Source organism: Halorubrum sp. B53 (genome assembly GCF_059752395.1).
On the sequence record NZ_MWTH01000001.1, the window covers coordinates 25198 to 41959 of the forward strand.

The following is a 16762-nucleotide window of genomic DNA, read 5'->3' on the forward strand; positions in this document are numbered from 1 at the left end:
ATAACCTTCTGCTGAAAATGGAATCTAAAAATCCGATTACTGCATCTTCCAGTTTACCCCCTATATCGTATCTCGTGCTTTGAGGCCGCTTTCCAGCTGCCGTTGACCGGGATGGAAGGACGACCAACTAGTTCATAGCGAGTAGACCGAACTGCTGGCTGCCTCCCCCCTCTAAGCCGAAACTTAGCTGGTATTGATCGAAGTAGCCATCGAATTCATCCTACAGAAATTTGAGGGTGCTGAACAGCGCTGGAATCTTCCTCAACGAACGGTTCATCTGATCAAGATCGTCCGAAGTGTGTGGTCAGTATCAAATCTCAGGTTCACCAGTTTACTTCAAACCGTATCTCTTTCACATTCGCATAGATCCCCTTTGTGAATTCATTCCAGTCCGTAACTAAGAACCGTTTGCCCTCGTACTCGTTGTCCTCATCAACGTAATCCCAGTCGCGCAGGTACGCAAACAGACATTCGTATTTCGTGACGGGGCTAAGCCCCTCAAGTTCCAACTCCTGCTCTAGGAACTCTAGGTTATCGACGAACGGATTCACACAGACAACTCCATCCACCGTTCGATGATCTTCACTCTGTGGCACATCTGTCCGGACCGATTTATTTATCACTTTCACGGGTATCCGGCTCGGTTCTCTGATGCCGTCGGTGGGGATAGCAACATTATGGGCCTGTGAAAGGGACAGACCAGTCCGTTCAGAAAACTCGATCAACGGCCGGACGTCAGCCGGATGTCCGTCAATGAAGAAGTTGACGGCGATATTCCGATACCCTTCGTGCTGTACGAAGGGGCCGGCGTAAATCATGATGGTCGACTCCGGATACACCATATCGAGGTTAGAAATAAAGACCGCCTGCTCATTTCCATAGAGATCGAGATTGTAGTTATACTCCTGCTCTGCCTCGCTGTATCGCTCTTTTTGATCCCGAAGGTTGTGAACGAAATTAGAGAATCCTCTGCCGATCCAGGCCGCGTTTGACTGGTTGATGGTAAAGGATGATTCACCGTTTGAAAGGCTGAACAGGTCTTCTAGAACGGCGAAGATGTGTTCGACCTCAACCTCGTGTAAGCGTCCGGCTCGAACATCAATCCGAACCGGGTTCCCCGGATAGTAGACGTTCGAAAAGATGCAGATATCGGAGATGTGACCATCCGGGGCTCTAAGAAAATAATTCGATGATTCACCGTCCGGGAGCCTCAGATACTCTTCATCAGACTCATCTCCTTCAATACTCGCCTCATAGTGTTGGGCGACTTCGTGGCCGTGCAGATACCCGACTCGAGTGTTTCTCCGGACCGGGAAGACCGGTTCATCAATCTTCGAATTAAGAAAACTGTGGAGCGTATTGGTCTGGTCGACAGTGAAAACTACTAGAGTATCCCCATCAACTCGGAGCGTATCGCTGTTGAAATCCAGGTTTGGCTCTACACGATCGTAGATTACGTTGGTAACTGCCTCCACCCTCTCGTGCGGATTCGACACATTCTGTATTAGATCTGGTTCGCCGTCGTTGTTTTCGCGAACCCCGAGGATTAGGCTCCCCCCTTGGCTGTTGGCCATAGCAGCGAGTTCAAGGGCGATCTTCTGATTGCCCACCTCTTTGCTCTTGTATTCCAGACGACTATCTTCTGGATCACCACAATCTATTCGTTCGCGAATATTCATCTGAGTTGATAGAGTAGTCTTATGCGGCTCAAATCAATGTTAGCCTCAAATGGTTCTCCATAACCAGAAAACCGTGGCTAACGAACCGAAGGTTCGAATGATCGGAAATATGACGTTCAATTCCACGCTTAGAAATTGGGCTCTTTGAGTTCCAAAAGGTCAAAAAATTTGTTTGATTGACAAAAACCAAAGTGCGCTATGTCTTCGACCCACACCTGTGTTGTTGGATTCGTTCAGGCAGCCCGACCTTCCCACAGACGGGACACTCCCGCAGGGGTGTCGGCCGCAGGTCGTTCCAGGCGTCCAGTGCGGCCTCTAACTGTGCTTCCACGATCGGGGAGTCGGTCGTGCGGCGGGCCTCGTGGAGGTGAACACGAAGCCGTTCACGGGCCGTGAGTGTCGTGTCGTCGGTCATAGTGGGACGGGATTGCTGGTGGCCCCGCCACCCATCGCCGGGGGCGAGCAACACCACCTGGTGCGGTTAGCGAATATCGGGCTGAAGCGGGGCGAACTCCTCCCATATCATATGGTGGCGCTGACAGAGTGTGATTAGGTTCTCAAGCCGGTTCGCCCGCTCGTAGTCCAGAACCCCGTCGGCGTCGATGAACGTACCAAGCGGCGTAATGTGGTGGACGTTCAGGTCGCGGTCCCAGCGCTCGCGATGGATTTCACGGTCGATGGGACAGCCCGGCATCTGGCACTCGAAGCCGTCCCGTTCCAACGCCCGTTTGCGCTGCTTGTACCAGTTCGGGCCGTATGAGATGTCTCCGTAACCGCCCTTCCAGAGCGGATGATCGGGACCGCTTGGCTGGCCACGATACTCCATCCCGGCCGCCTTGATAGCCTGTTTCCACGATCCAAACCGGTCGAGGTAGAGGTTCATCGTAAACTGGCCATGTTCGTGCATCTCCGTGGAAGATGGAACATGACCCAATTCGTCACGAAGCCGCCTCAGTTCCGCTATCAGTTCGTCTTCTGGAACATTCTTTTTTGAGAGTGGTTCGAATCCTGCTTCCCGGAGTGCGGCGTTCCAGCTGTCGAAACGCCGCTGAGCGACTTTTGTTGAATACGCTCCGCGCTTTTCCATCTCGGTGGCGGTCGGAGCCCGTCCAAGTTCATCTGCGAGTGAACGAATTGCTTTGACTACCTCTTGGGGCGACGTTTTGGTGGCTTTCGTAGTAGCCAATCCCGCTGCTTCAAGTCCCTCGTTCCACGATCCGAACCGCTTGGAGATTGTGGCGGATGAGACGGTTCCCTCCGCGTCCATTTCCGCAACTGAGGGTGAGTGGCCGAGCTCATCAGCTACACGTCGGAGTTCGTCGATCAGTTCTTGCTCCGAATGGGAATGGGAGAGTGGCTCAAGGCCTGCGGCTTCCAGACCAGCCTTCCAGCTGCCGAAGTGTGACTGGACCGCGCCGTGGGTACAATCTGCTTCCTCGTTGAATTCGGGTTGTGTCGGGGCCCGACCTTTCTGGTCGGCAACGCGGGTAAGTTCAGCGAGGATGTGGTCCGGATCGATTGATGATTGGTGGCTCTGAACGTGGGTGGCAATATCGACGTTTCGTTCGAACGATTCCCCGCAGATGTCACAGGTATAGTCGCCTTCGACGGTCATACGTACTCCCGAGCACTCGTGCGTCCGCACCCCTCGCGGGGCCGGATAAACGGACTCGGGTCGCACACCCATTCCCCCGGTTTCACTGATAAACGTTGGACCCGTACCCGAGGTTGTGGCTGCGCGCGCAGCGACCGCAGGGAGCGAGCACGGAGCGGTGGGCGGGGCGGCGGGGCTTGGGTCGGTCCGGCACTCACCAGAAAAAGAAGGGGCTACGCCCCTATTCTTCCCACCAGCGGTCGTCGCGCTCTGGGAAAACGATCATACTGTCGTAGGTGACTGCGAGGGAACACCGGCCTTGGTACCAGTTCTTCTTGAGCGCGCGCATCCGCACCCGTTCACCCACTCGGACGAATTTTGGCTCTGAAGCCGTCCAGGACGTGAACTTGATTTTCCCGGTGTCGTCTGCGATGAGACCGACTTGGGCTATGGCTGAATCGCTCGGAGGCCAGAGTTTCACGATCTCGCCTTCGATGCTCACCTCGTCGGTCTGCACGTCCGGGACGTCCTCGATCGGGCAGATGGCGCCGGGAGCCGCCTTGAGCGCGTCCATCGTGTCGAACACTGCTTCGGTGATGTCCTGCCCCTTGGCGACCCGCTTTGCGAGCGCCCGCGAAACGGCCGCCCGACTATGACCGGTGCGAAGCCGCTGTGCCATCCGGTCTGCTTCCTGATTCACCTTCGCCAGTTCCATCCGGGAGAGGCGTTCGCGCGGATCCGTCCGCTCGGGGGTGCGTTCCTCCCGCTTGCGCTGCCGCCGTTTGGTGACGACTTCGCGAGTTCGCTTCGCCCGGCCCTCCTGGGTGCCGAGTTCCGCCTGGGCGCTGATGTGGTCCAGTTCGGCTTCCAGGGCACGAATCTTCTCTTCCTGGGCGAGGGGCAGGTGCGAGAAGTCCTGGACGATGCCGTCTGGGTGGTTGGAATCCACCTTCGCCTGCGTTTCCTGCTGGACCGTCGCCCGGAACTCCGGCTGATCGTCGACGACCTCAAAACCGTCCTCGTCGACGCCGGCGTCTTCGGTTCGTTCGAATGCCTGTTCATCCACCGTAACGACCTTGCGACTCGAGTTGTTACTAGACATTGGGTACTCACCGTACCTGTGAAGGCGCTCGCGCGCCGCCACCGCGATGCCCCTAACATCGCGGTTTTCCGACGATGTCGACGTCCGATAGCACCGACTGCGCGCTCTCGCTCGCGCCTTCGCGAGCGCCCTACCGGGCGCGAGCGAGAGCGCGCCCGAGTGCGGCGACCCCAACCAGCTCCGCGCGCCGACCCGCCCGGAGCGAGCGGCCAGCGGAGAAAGCGTGGGGGGTGAGCAGCTACGCCGCGCAGCCCCCCGCGCTTTCCCGCTGGCGCCGAGGGCACATTCATTTTAGCCCGGCAGCCCGCCCGCTACTGCAGGCAGGCAGCCCGGAATGGTCGGTCGCGAGCGACGCGGAGGGCGGCAGCGGCGAGCGGGGCGGGCCGTGACGTACACACCTGTCCAACCGGCCGCGACACTCGGCGACCCAGCTACCGTCCTGGCGGACTCAGAAAGGGCGAGGCCGCCTCGGCCGTCCCCCGACCCCGTAAGCACCGCAGGGACGAGGAGCGCAGCGGTGGTCGCGGGATGCCGAGCGGCCGAGGGCTTTCAGGGAACGTCGCTGTCGCCGAATTCGATCGCGCTATTGGTCAGGTGCCCCGGCTGGCTCGTCGAGAAGGACATCGACGCCGTCGTGGGTGACAGCGAGCTGAATCCCTTCCACAGTGAACCGGACCTCGACGTCGCCGGTTGAGGATGCGAGAAGCTGTTCGAGTGCCTCGACGTCGACGGCATCGTGGAGCTGATACGAATCACTCGCCAACCCGTGGGCTTCCAGTGTCTCGACGATTTCAACGAGTAGATCGGGGGATGTATCTGAGTCTCTTGGGGTGGAGGGAGCCATTGTGGCCTTGACGGGTAGGTAGGGCGAATAGGAGTTAAAAATGGGGATTCGATGGACTGTCGCTGCGGGCTTTCAACCGGTCCCTCAGTGGTCGTCCTGTGCGTTCAGCTCCTCGAGGAACCAGCTGGCGGCGGTCCCGATCCGAACGCCGTCGACGTTGCGCATCTCGAGGCCGTTCGTGGCGGTCCGAAACGGCTCGTCGTCGACGAGGATGCGGTGGATAACTGTCCGGACCGACTCCGTTCCGTACCTGTTGACGAGAGCCGCGACCGCCGGATCGAAATGCGCATCCTCATGCTCGGCTCGCGGGTTCTGCGCTCGCTGGATCACGAGGTCAACCACATCGTCAACCGATGCGTGCTCGGGATTCCCGGTTTGCTCACAGACGTCATAGTTGGCCTCTGTATCAGGCATTGCGAGTCACTCCGTGGCGTCGTCCGTATCGGTCCTCGCCGGGTCGGTTTCTCGTTGCCGGCGGATCGCAGCCAGCGTCTCCTCAAGCGTACCCACACTCTCGATCGACGCGAGCTCGTCGGTAATCTCGTCGATGAGTGCGGCTCGCTTGACGACGGTCTCGTCGCCGGCGGTCGTGTCGATCGATGCGACGCGAAGCGCCCGCGTTTCGTGCCAGCCACAGTTCCAACAGTCTCGGGTCACCTCGATCTGCTCGTCCTCTTCCGCTGCGAGGACGGCGTCGGACACCGACGTCGAAAGCGGCCGGTCCGGTCCGACCTCAAGGGTGACTGGGGACCTGCACGCGGGGCAGTCCATAGTCATCCCGAGGAGCGCCCGTCTGTTGAAGATAGCGGAGCGACGGGACAGTGACACAACCAACGCTGTAGGGGCGTGGGGTGGGACAGCTACGGACAACTGTGACCCTCCCGCCGTGGGCGCCGTGCCACTCCTGGTGACGACCGCTCGGCGGGTCAGTCCGTGACGATGTGCGGCTCGAGGTCGCGCGTCCAGTACGTTGCCGGCCCGCCTGGACTACATCTCCTACAGACCTGTATCGGGCCTTCGAGATGGCCGAGTTCGATCCGAGACCGTGTGAGCGCTGCGAGCGCGTCGACGACGAGGTCACAGCTGTCACAGGCGTAGTGATCACGCTCATCGGGATCCGGCGTCTCCTGGATCGCACAGTCGACGCAAATCGGGTGGCTGACCCGCTCTTCCTTCCCCCACGTGTAGGCGATCCCGGTTTCTGTCCCGGGTGGCGCCTCGCAGAAGGCACAGCCGGCCAGCGTCTGCTGCATCACTCATCACCCTCGCCGGCATCGTGGGCGGCCGTCCAGCCCGTGTGGAAGACGGCGAGCTGCTGCATCGATTCGAACGCTGTGTTGCTGGGTTCGTGAACGAGGAGCCGCTGGTCGACGACCGGTGTGATCGTTCCGGCATCGAGTAGCTCTCGAACCAGTTGGCGGGCCGTCTCGTCGTCGAGATCAGCCGTCGATGGTGACCGGGCATCCCGATCCTGCGCGAGCAATTCCGCTTCGAACTGTTCGTGATCGTCTGCCGTATCGTCGTATCTATCCGGACCAAACATACGAATCAGGGGCAGCGCACGAACCGCCCCACACCCCATTCCGGGGCAGAAAAATCAGTCACCACAGTCATCCTTCTCAGGCACGATGTCGACCTGCTCCCTCACCCTCCACGCCCCACGCCATCGTCCGGGTGGCAGCCTACTCTCGCTTGGCCTGCGGCCTGGCACCTCGGCCCCGTTGGCCGCGAACGCAATTTTGGGCGGCCACCCCCACCATATATCGGTTGATTTTTCGGCTGTCAAGTACCCTCAAATCGCAAGACGGCGCTACCTGACAGCCGATTTCAGGGCCGACCGAAAAACACAGACTCCCGGAACAGCTGTCTAGTGCTCCCGTCTGGCGATTTTCCCATATTGGGAGGGGTGATGCCTGTCGGCTGTCAGGTAGCGTCGCTGGGGGTGTCAGGTGGATCGGGCAGCGTAGCTGAGTCGCTATGATTACTCCGTCCACCTGAATAACAGATACACTCTACTGATCGAAAGAGACGAGCTGTCTCGCTCGATCCAGCGCGGATCGGTCGTCAGCAGGGTCTTCTTCCGTCTGCTGTTCGGAATCCTGAGTCAATACATCGTCTTTGAGAGCGGATTCCAAGTGGTCACGTTCCGATCGAACCGTTTCGAGTTCTCTCTGTAGACGCTCTAGCTCAGCCTCTAGGGTATCGATCCGGTGGGTCTTTTCGTCTAACTCTGCTTCGAGCTGATCCACTTTCGCCGATAAGAGCCGATTCTTCTCGCGAAGATGAGCTTGATCGAGTTGCGAAGCTGGGCTATCTGCCGAGGCCGTATCAATACTCGCGTCCTCTTCGTTCTGGTCCTCGGTATCGGGCCCTTCTTCCGGTGAGATCGGATCGCGTCCGTGTCTTAATCCGGCGTCCTCGATAGCTTCTAGCGTCTCGTTGTAGGTTTCGTAGCCGGGGAATCCCTCGTAGGTTCCATCCTCTCCCTCGCGATCGACGAATGCGTCCTCGGGACAGACCTCAAGCGCGACAGCCGCTTTCCGAACGGCCCAGAAGGGCATCTGGTCATAGGTTCCGCCGTCGACGCGGTCTGACCCGGCCTCTGGAATCCACACTGGAATGTCGTAGCCTGCGCTCCGCAGTTCGTCGACGGCCGCCCAGTAATCCTCCCCGCCGAGGTCCGCATCGGCGTCGGAGATAATCCCCGTCGCGAGCGCCATAAGCTTCGCCGGCCCGCCGCCGGCGTTCACCTTCGAATCGCCGAAGGTGTTGGCCTGCTCGTCGACGAAACAGGACTGCCCGCTTTCACTGTGCCGCCAGCTCGGGTCGAACTGCGGCCGCGGCTGGTTCGGATCCGTGTCGTAGGCATCGCTCGCGTAGTGGCGGGCAATCTCGGTGATGTCGATGTTCTCCACGGCTTCGTAGACATCCTCTTTGAACGGCGTAATGGGACGGCCTTCGAGGGTGCCATCGAGTTCTGCCAGCCGCTCCTTACGTCGCTGGAGCGCCGCCTCACGCTGACGCTGTCGCTCTTGTTCCCGCTCACGCTCCGCTTCGACCCACGCCTCCAGCGTTGCCCGCCACCCGTCGTGGTCCTCGTAGAGATCCGGCCAGAGTGTCGCGACCAACGAATCGACGCAGTCCGTGTGCTCAACCCGTGTGAGGTCGTCGGCCCAGTTGACCGCCTGCTCGATGAGAGCGTTGTCGACGGTCTCGAACGAACGGAGCTCGTAGCGAACGTGGTCGGTCGCAATGGGCGTGACGACGGCATCGTGGTTGGCGTGAACCGACAGCGGCGGCTTGTACTGCCGGTTCTTGTTGTTCACCCAGTCGGGCTTGATGACGTCACCGGCGCCGTCGATGTGTTCGTTCACGCGGGCCTCTGCCTCCTGGAGCCATGCGTTCGAGCGGTCGAGGAACTCGTCGAACACCCGTTCGAGCGCATCCGGATCGTCCCTGAAGTGGTCCGCAATCGGGAGCGTAGCCTCCGGGGCCCCGAAGACGTACGCGCCCCCGACGGAGTCCAGCGCATACACCGCGTCCCGCGTGCCGTAGAGTGTGGCATACTCCTCGATGTAGGCGTCGAGCGTTCGCTCGACGAGCGCCTGCGTCTCGGCATCGAGGTCACCACGCTGCGGCTTGATATCGTCGGCGAGGTCGATGTCGCCCCAAGTCGGAACCGCCCGGAGGTCGGCATACCCGGGGGTCGGGGGCTCATCCTGCCAGACAGTCGTCTCCTCGGACTCGTCGTAGCGACAGGGTTCCCGCTGCTGGAAGGCGGACGGTGTCTTGTAGGTGGTGACGGCATAGAGCGTCCGTTCGAGGCGGTCGTGGATCTCGTCGTAGTCACGATCGAGGCGGGCAACCCGCCCGCGCTGCGGATACCCGGCCTTGATCGCCTCGACGTCGTCGTGGTCGCGTTTGATGTACCATCCGACGAAGTCGTTCAGCCCGATGGTCGGGTAGTCCTTGACGGTCGCCAGTGCCTCGTAGACGGGTTTGGCACGACGGTAGTGCTCGCGGATAGCTGATTCGGAGAGCGTCATCTCGTGTGCTCCTGCACCTCCTGACCGGGAGCGAAACGACTACGCACTGGCATCGCTTGGTCCCTCCTGGTCGCCGGCGTCGGACAACTCGATTCCGACGTAACACCGCCGCGTCTGGCCGTCCAACCACTTCTTGTCACGCTCGAACTGAGCGTGGTCGCGAAGCGTCTGTGTGAATCGGTTTTTCGGCTTCACCTCGTATCCCCCGGCCGCCGCATACTGCTCGTAGGCATCGTAGACCTCAGCGACCGCGACGACCCCGTCGTCGGATTCAGTGAGCCGGTCCTGGACGAATGCCCGAATGCCGTACGGGTCCACCTCGTTGTCTTCTTGCGCGTCGGAATCGGTCGAGTCACTCGGAGGCTCCCCTGCTGGATGGAGCGTCCTGTCCTGGATCGCGTCCACGAGTGCCGGAACGCCGGTGGCCGTCTCCGTGTCTGGCGTGTAGATGTCGAGCGTCTGGTCGCCCTCGGTGGTCGCAATCGCATACGTGCGCTCCGTGTAGTCCGGAACCGGAAGGTCGGTACTGGGCACGAACGGGCGCTTGACAGGCACCCACTCCGCTTCGAATGCCTCGCGGGACTCGTAGGTCTCGGGGAGTTCTCCCGGCCTGAAGACGGTGTATGTCTCGCTCTCGGCGTCGTAGCTGTATGTCGCCGGGAACTGGTCTTTCGACACGGCGTCGAAGGAGTCGATCCGGGCGTGCTGGTCCCCGGCACTATCCTCGAGGACGAACGCACCGTCCCGCTCGAACCAGCGGGTGTGGCGACTGCCGCCAGTGGCCGGCCGGACAGCCGTCACCCCATCCGCGGCTCGCGCACCGCCGTTGAACGTGACGTTGTGGTTCATCGTATACAAGCGCGTCTCACCGGAGGAGAGCTGATTTCGCGGCTCGCTGAGGATTTTCGCGAGCCGGTCGGCGATCTCGGCGGCTGGTTGATCGTCGTGGTCTGCGACGACGAACAACGGGAGTCGCTCCTGTTCCTGGGCTTTCCGGAGGTTCGAGAGGACCTTCGCCGGGCGGACATGGGTGGTGGTTTCGACTTCGACCTGGAGCTCCCAGTCGAGGTCAGAATGGGTTGCGATGGCATCGGGTCGGGACTCCCCGTTCTGATCGAGGACCTCCACAGAGAACCCCGCAGTTGCGAGCGACTGCTCGACCGTTTCAAGAACTGAATCGTGGTGCTCGCCCCCGCCGGTCGGTGACGTCGACGTGTCGGGCGTGGCTGCCTCCTCACCCTCATCTGTGAGCCGACACTGAACCGACGATCCCCCGTCCGGGAGATCGACCTCGATGAGCGAGGACGCCTCCCGTACCTCCGGAAGCGTCTCGTAGCCCTGCGCCTCAATGGTTCCTTCCTCGATTCGCGAGAGCAGTTCCTCGTCGACTTCCTCGACGGAGACCCAGCCGTTCGTCTCGCGGACGTCGTTCGACAGCTGGACAGCGCGAATCGCCCGGGCCATCGCGACCTCCAACGGCAGGTCGTCGGCGTTCTTCAGAGCGACGTCAGTCGCCGCGTCACGGCTTTCCACGGTCGTGCCGCCGGCGACCCCGTACTCCTCGCGGGTATGCTCGTGAACAGCCTCCAGGGCGTCTTGGAACCGCTCTTCCTGCGCCCCAGTCAGAGGCTGCTCGCTATCAAGATGCCCAGACGGAATCGGGAGGGGTTCGATACTGAACGGGTCGGGGCCGGTTTCGCCGAACTCTGGGCTCGGGAGCTGCGCGATCCACTCGCCACGCGGGAGCGAACTGATCCGATTCTTGAACTCGACGGGATCCATCGCCTCGTGTGAGAGTGCCTCGGCGATGTCGGCGTCGACGGCGATCTTCCCGACGAGCGGACTGCCGATGTTGTTCAGAACGTTCAGATAGACCTCGCGGTTGCCAGCCTCCTTCATCTGCTCGGGGAACTGCGTCACGAGTTCGATGGATAGCCGGAACTCCCGCCCCTTTTCGAGCAGCGTCGTCAGCGTATCCGAGACGACGACCGACGACGCTTCGTCGATGAGCAGGTTCGCTACGTAGTCGTCCGGCTTGCGGGCCAGCTCGTCGCCGTCGCGACGCTTGACGGCGTCGTAGAGCTGTGTCAGAATGACGCCGGTCATCACGCGGGCGGCTTCGTCGCGGAGATCGCCGAGGTCGAAGATGACCACCTTGTCCTCGTCGAGGAGGTCGCGGAAGTCGAACTGTGACTGGGTATTGTTGAAGATTCGCCGGAGGTGGGCGTCCTGCGTGATGTAGTCCATCCGGTTGCTGATGCCGCTCACGACGTTCGAGAACGTCGCCGGGTTCGAGCGCAGGTGTCGCTCCAGTTTCTCCGCGACTTGCGGGTCGCTGGCTCGCGGTGCGTCTTCGGGTGTCGAATCTGGTGGCCCGGCGGCGTGGAACTGGGTCACCGCCTGCTCGAACTGGTCGTGGGTGAAGTAGTTCGTATCCTGCCGGAAATGTCCGTTTTCGAGGCCGTACTCCTCGTCGTACATCGCCTTGATGAGGTACTTGATGAGCGTCGGCGAGGCGATGGCGTCCTCGTACCGCTCCGGCCCCATCACGAGTTTGATGAGCTCCTCGTAGTGGTCGGCCTTGTCCTGGATCGCGTCGACGCGACGAACCCCATCTTCCAGCGCCGGCGTAATGTCGAAGAACGCGAAGCCAGGCAGGATGTCAGGCACCGAGAAGTGGAGGACGTTCTCCTCGAGGTCGTCGGTGCCGAAGCGCTTCCCGTGAGCCCGCATATAGTTCTCGGGGAGGTTCCCGCCCTTGGAGTCGATGAGGAACACTGGGCCCGTGGTATGGTCGTACAGGGAGAGCGCGTCGTTGATCAGCGCGACCGATTTGCCGGCGCCGCTCTTCGCGAACCGGCCGACGTGGAACGGAAGTAGATGCGGGGGAATCCGCATCGGCTCCGACGTGGGCGTACCGTCTTCCCCAAGACCGCGGCCGATCGCCATCCCGGCGTCCGTGAACGCATCCATGTGGTCCTGCGCCGGGAGTGGCAGGGGCGTCCGGCTCTCGGGTTCGGCGTCGGACCCCCGCCCGCCCTCGGTCGTGAGGTCAGTCGCTGGCGGAACGACCACGAAGTTCGCTAACTCAGCCGGCCCGAGGACGAGATCGGGGCGGGTCTTCCGCCAGTTGCTCTTGGTAGCCAACGTAGCGTTGAGTACCCGGTCGGCGTGCTTCTTGGTCCGCCGCCCCTTTCGAAGCCCACGGCGGATGCGCTTCGGTCGGAGCCGATAGTGTGGCCCGTTCAGGTGATCGAATACCGACCCGATATCGTCGAGACGATGGTCAACCCGCTCTCGTTGTCGGTCGGAAGTCACGAGCGAAAGCGCCCGCATATTCACCGTGAACGTGTGCTGTGGCTCCTTCTCGTCGATAGCCTCCACTCGCTCCCGCCCACCGATGTCGAGATACCGACGCTGTCGCCCGGTGTTCGACGGACTCTGTGGTTCGTTCTCCGTGTTTCCAAGGAGTTCTCCGAAGAACCAGTCGACGACTCGGTCTTCGCCTTCACGGAGCTTCCGCTGGCGCTCTCGTGCCTCGTGCGTCCAGTCCGATTTCCGCTGAAAGAGTACCTGGAAGGCGATCGGGTGTTCGGCCCGGGTCAGCTGATCGATGAGTGACGCGAGCGGGGCCCGAGCGTGATCGTCATCGTCGTCTTCCGTATTCGTGAATTGGGGTAGTGTCGTCATCCAGTCTTCCCGCCGGGTAGCCTGCCCGTGCCAACTGATTCCGAGTGGGGTCGTCTCGTCAACGGTCGGTTGCGTATGAGCCGGCTGGTGATCGGCATCGAGTTCGGAGTCGGACGGACCAGCCGCTGTGGATTTGTCACTCGAATCGGCCTCGAACAAGACTTCGTCCTCGTCCTGCGACGTAGAGCTCTCCGACAGCACACTTCCGCCGTCACCGACCGGTTCCTCCCCCGATGAATCGAAGAGAGTCACAGGCTCTGAATCCGAACTTGGGTCTCCGGATGATTCCTCAGCTGTCCTAGAGTTTATTCCGTAGCTCTCGTATCCCCCGGCACTGTGGTCCTGCGTCGGGTCTGCCGTCGATGAGAGTAGCTTCGCTTCCAAGTCAAGGGTGACCCGCTCGAACGTGACGGTCGGTGGATACAGCGTCCGGAGGCGTTCCTCGAAGGCATCCAACCGACGGTCGGCCCCGTAATAGAACTCGACCGGCTCGTCTGCCCCCTCACTCACTGCGAGGAACTCGAACAACGGTGGCGGATCGCCGAAGGGACCGATACTTGCGAGAAATCCGTCGTTGCCGGCGTCAAGGCCGTGGAGGCCGGCCAGCTGGCGGACTACGGTCTCCGGCGCGAGGTCGCTTCGGGAGGGAGTGATCCGGATGTACTCGTCAGCGTTAGCCACTGCCGGGAGTTCTGACGGGGGCTGCTCAGTCATCCTCCTGAGAGGTAGTGCTAGTTGGTTCACCGCCGTCGGCACGCGTGCCGGCGGGTCGGCTATCTGGATTCGTCACGCTCGTCGTCGGTTCGGGCTCGAGCTCGGCCACGTCCGCAGCGCCGCCGTCGATGACGTGGGCCTCATAGTCGCTCGCCCGAATTCGGAGTGGGAACCAGCCCTCCTGGTCGATGCCGACCAGCGCTTCCGAGTAGCCGTCCTCGTCCTCCCCGGCCTTCGCGGAGGTGACCCAGTTCACTTGCCGCTCGCTGAGGTCGAACCACTTGGCGATCTTCTCTTTCTCCTCGTTGACGCGGTGGAGGACAGTCAGCGAACAGAGGTTCGCGATAGTGCGTGCCTCCGGCGTCAGCGCGAATTCGCCCCCCGTTTGCGTAATAAATTCGAGGCTCAGATCGAAGTGGCGGCTGTGTCGGACGGCGGTCTCCAGGAAGTCCAGCGAGACGGCGTCGTTCATCAGGTAGTGCGCCTCGTCGATGCAGAAGACGACGCGCTTGTCGGTCTGCTTGACCCGCTCGTAGACGCTGTTGAACAGCACCTGCATCATCAGGCTGGTTTCCGCTCGGCCACGGGTGCCCTCCTCCTGGTGGAGATCGAGGTAGATGACCTTCGAATCGAGGTCGAACTCTGAGGGGCGGGCCAGATTCTCGAGTTCACCGCCTTCGCGGAACGACGGCCGGAGGTCCTTCAGCAGCGACTGGGCATCGGACTGGACGGCTTCCTGCTCCCCATCCGTGACGTACCCGTACTCTTCGGGATCTTCCACCATCTCTTCGAGGACCGTGATGACGTCGTGAATGGTGGGCGAGTTCCGGGTGTGCGTCTCCGGATCGCGGGTGATTCCGCGCTTCTCGTAGGCTTCCTGGACGGCCCGCCGGAGCGTCTGGTTGCGCTCGCCGAGTGGATGGTCTGCGACGTGCTCGAAGAACGTCGCGAAGAAGGTCATCACCCAGTTGATCTGTTCGCCCCACGGGTCGATGTCGTCGACCTCCTGCAGGACGTGGTCGGGCGTCGGTTTGATTTCCAGTGGGTTCAGCCCTCGCCGGCCACCGACCGTGATACGCTCGCCATCGAGTGCCTCGTTGACGCCGGCGAACCCCCGCATCGGGTCGAGCATAATGACGACCGTATCCTCGTCGAACATCGCCCGCCGCACCAGCCGGAGCTTCGTCGCGAAGGATTTGCCCGCACCGAGCCGGCCGATAACCATCATACAGTAGCCGGTTTGCCGCTTGAATCGGTCGAGGATGAGCGGGCTCGAATTCAGCGCGTACGTCCCGTACTCGATGCCGGGTTCCGCAAACGCACCGGAAACGAAGGGGAACATCGCACCGACTGCCCCACCGAGCATCGGCGTCTTGCTGTCGAGCGTCTCGTTGAACTGATCCAGGGCGATCGGGCTCGCTGAGGTGAACGTCTTCAGTTGTGACCACCGGGGCGTCACCGGCGTCAGATTCGCGGGGGCCTGCCGTGCCGTCGTCGACACCGACTCGGTGTCGATGTTCTCGCGATCGTCGCCCCTGACCGTGAGATACATTGAGACGTCGAACGCCTGCATCGACGTGTTCCGAAGGACGTCGTACATCTCCTGGTGGTCCTCGAGGTCTTTCTCGACGCCCCGGGCGCTCGCACGATGCTTCTCGGTCAGGTACTCGTAGTCGGCTTCGAGGTCCTCGATCTTGTTCTCCAGCGAATCCAACGTCTCTCGCGTATCACGAGGATCGATGTGGATGCTGACATCTGTCTGTTGGGTCTCGGCGGCCGCGTACAGTTTTTCGAGGAAGCCATCCATCGGCGCATCGGGATACTCACCGACCCACAGACTCTGCGCCCACTGGGTGTCAGTCCGGAGGGCGCTGGGCGTTCGCTCGATACTCGACGGCGAGACGACGGTCTGATGGATCTCGGGGATGCCGTCGACTGCCTCACCGTCGGCCTCGTAGTCCACGGTAAATTGTGATTCAGCATCTTCCCCCTCTTCGTCGGGGCCCTCGTCTGCCGTGGCCTCGTCGTCGGTTTCCGAACTATCCGAGCTGGTGAACGGAAGCAGGTTTCCAATCATGACTTGTTGATGACGGGGGACGTTCGAAGCACCTGTTCGGGGTCGCCGTACTCGATTTCCGTGCCGGTCCAGTATTCCGCGACGAGGCGGGTGAGTTCGGCTGCATCAACGGGGCGCGTGTCACACCCCTCGATGCCGCGGAGGCCGCGCTCGACCCGCCGGCGCCGCTCGTCCAGTTCCTCGAGCATCGCGGCTCGCTCTTCCTCCTCCGGCGGCGCCGTGACAATCTGGATGAGGATGCCCAGTACAGGAATCCCAGCGAGCTTTTCGAGGAGGCTGGCCCGTTCGTATCGGACCTCCTCAGGTCGCACCGGAATCAGGACGTAGTGGTCGCGAATGGTCATCTGACGCTGCGCCAGCTCCCGGTCGTACCAGTCGACGTAGTGCTCGATGAGCGCCTGGAGTTTCTCGTTCGATTTGACGTCCGGGTCGCTCAACCGGTCTTCGTACCGCCCGACGTACTCGTCGGCGGGGAACGCCTGCGTCGTCGAGTAAATCTGGATCGGGAACTCGACGGTCGTATTGACGAAGTCCTGGAAGGCCTCCGCCTTCTGGGCCCACTCCTCGTCGGTCGCGAGCGCCATCGTCGGTGGCGACACCTGAACGGCTCCGACAAGGGCCCGATCCGTCCGCTCGATGGCGTTGTGTCGCGGGTAGACGCGCTCGACGTGGGTGTACTCCTTCGCTTCCTCGTGGGCGATCTCCGTCTCGCTGCGATGGAAGTTCACGAACAGGCCGAGCCAGTCGAGACTGTTGGTGTAGCCGGGGGTGAGGTAGACGAACAGCCCACCGAAGGCGATCGCAATCGCTGCGAGTGGGATCGTGAGGGCGGACACCGGAATGCCGCGAACGGTGAGTGACGGTGGGATAGCGACCTGCGTCACCAAGACTACCAGTACGCCGGGAAGGCCCGCAACGGCGAGGTCCGTCAGCGAGTACTTCCCGAGGAACTGGGTGTCGGTACCGAGCGACTTCGGAATGCGTTTTGCGGGGTCAGTTGCGGAGCTCATGGGTTG

The 16762-nt window shown here is 61.5% G+C and carries 12 protein-coding genes; all 12 read right to left on the minus strand.

Annotation, left to right across the window (positions count from 1 at the left end):
- Nucleotides 1-323: 323 nt before the first annotated feature.
- Nucleotides 324-1679: an AlbA family DNA-binding domain-containing protein gene (locus B4V06_RS00160; RefSeq protein ID WP_142980668.1), complete on the minus strand. Its 1356-nt coding sequence runs from the start codon at nucleotides 1677-1679 to the stop codon at nucleotides 324-326.
- A gap of 481 nt (nucleotides 1680-2160) precedes the next feature.
- Nucleotides 2161-3294, minus strand: coding sequence for a homing endonuclease associated repeat-containing protein (locus B4V06_RS00165; RefSeq protein WP_142980670.1), 1134 nt, complete (start codon nucleotides 3292-3294; stop codon nucleotides 2161-2163).
- Nucleotides 3295-3514: 220 nt separating this feature from the next.
- Entirely contained in the window at nucleotides 3515-4375 is an 861-nt protein-coding gene (locus B4V06_RS00170; RefSeq protein WP_498166441.1) for a DNA-binding protein, read from the minus strand.
- A gap of 583 nt (nucleotides 4376-4958) precedes the next feature.
- The gene (locus B4V06_RS00175; RefSeq protein ID WP_498166443.1) at nucleotides 4959-5219 is read right to left on the minus strand and encodes a HalOD1 output domain-containing protein; all 261 of its coding nucleotides are present in this window, start codon (nucleotides 5217-5219) and stop codon (nucleotides 4959-4961) included.
- An 84-nt stretch (nucleotides 5220-5303) separates the two neighbouring features.
- Nucleotides 5304-5633, minus strand: coding sequence for a DUF8158 family protein (locus tag B4V06_RS00180; RefSeq protein ID WP_498166446.1), 330 nt, complete (start codon nucleotides 5631-5633; stop codon nucleotides 5304-5306).
- A gap of 6 nt (nucleotides 5634-5639) precedes the next feature.
- Nucleotides 5640-5990 (minus strand): DUF8105 family protein, encoded by a 351-nt coding sequence (locus B4V06_RS00185; RefSeq protein ID WP_498166618.1) that lies wholly within the window; start codon nucleotides 5988-5990, stop codon nucleotides 5640-5642.
- A gap of 155 nt (nucleotides 5991-6145) precedes the next feature.
- A complete protein-coding gene (locus tag B4V06_RS00190; RefSeq protein ID WP_498166448.1) occupies nucleotides 6146-6472 on the minus strand; it encodes a DUF7558 family protein in 327 nt (108 codons plus the stop codon).
- Nucleotides 6472-6762 (minus strand): DUF8069 family protein, encoded by a 291-nt coding sequence (locus B4V06_RS00195; RefSeq protein ID WP_498166451.1) that lies wholly within the window; start codon nucleotides 6760-6762, stop codon nucleotides 6472-6474. The genes B4V06_RS00190 and B4V06_RS00195 overlap by 1 nt, the downstream gene beginning before the upstream one ends.
- Before the next feature lie 469 nt (nucleotides 6763-7231).
- Entirely contained in the window at nucleotides 7232-9265 is a 2034-nt protein-coding gene (locus tag B4V06_RS00200; RefSeq protein ID WP_498166454.1) for a hypothetical protein, read from the minus strand.
- A gap of 39 nt (nucleotides 9266-9304) precedes the next feature.
- On the minus strand, nucleotides 9305-13669 hold the full coding sequence (locus B4V06_RS00205; RefSeq protein ID WP_498166457.1) for a primase-like DNA-binding domain-containing protein: 4365 nt from the start codon (nucleotides 13667-13669) through the stop codon (nucleotides 9305-9307).
- Complete coding sequence (locus tag B4V06_RS00210; RefSeq protein WP_498166460.1) at nucleotides 13662-15746, minus strand: VirB4 family type IV secretion system protein; 2085 nt, start codon at nucleotides 15744-15746, stop codon at nucleotides 13662-13664. Before B4V06_RS00210 ends, B4V06_RS00205 begins: the two co-directional genes overlap by 8 nt.
- Nucleotides 15743-16756 carry a TraC-like domain-containing protein gene (locus B4V06_RS00215; protein ID WP_498166463.1) on the minus strand — a complete coding sequence of 338 codons (1014 nt, stop codon included), beginning with the start codon at nucleotides 16754-16756 and terminating at the stop codon, nucleotides 15743-15745. The genes B4V06_RS00210 and B4V06_RS00215 overlap by 4 nt, the downstream gene beginning before the upstream one ends.
- Nucleotides 16757-16762: the final 6 nt, after the last annotated feature.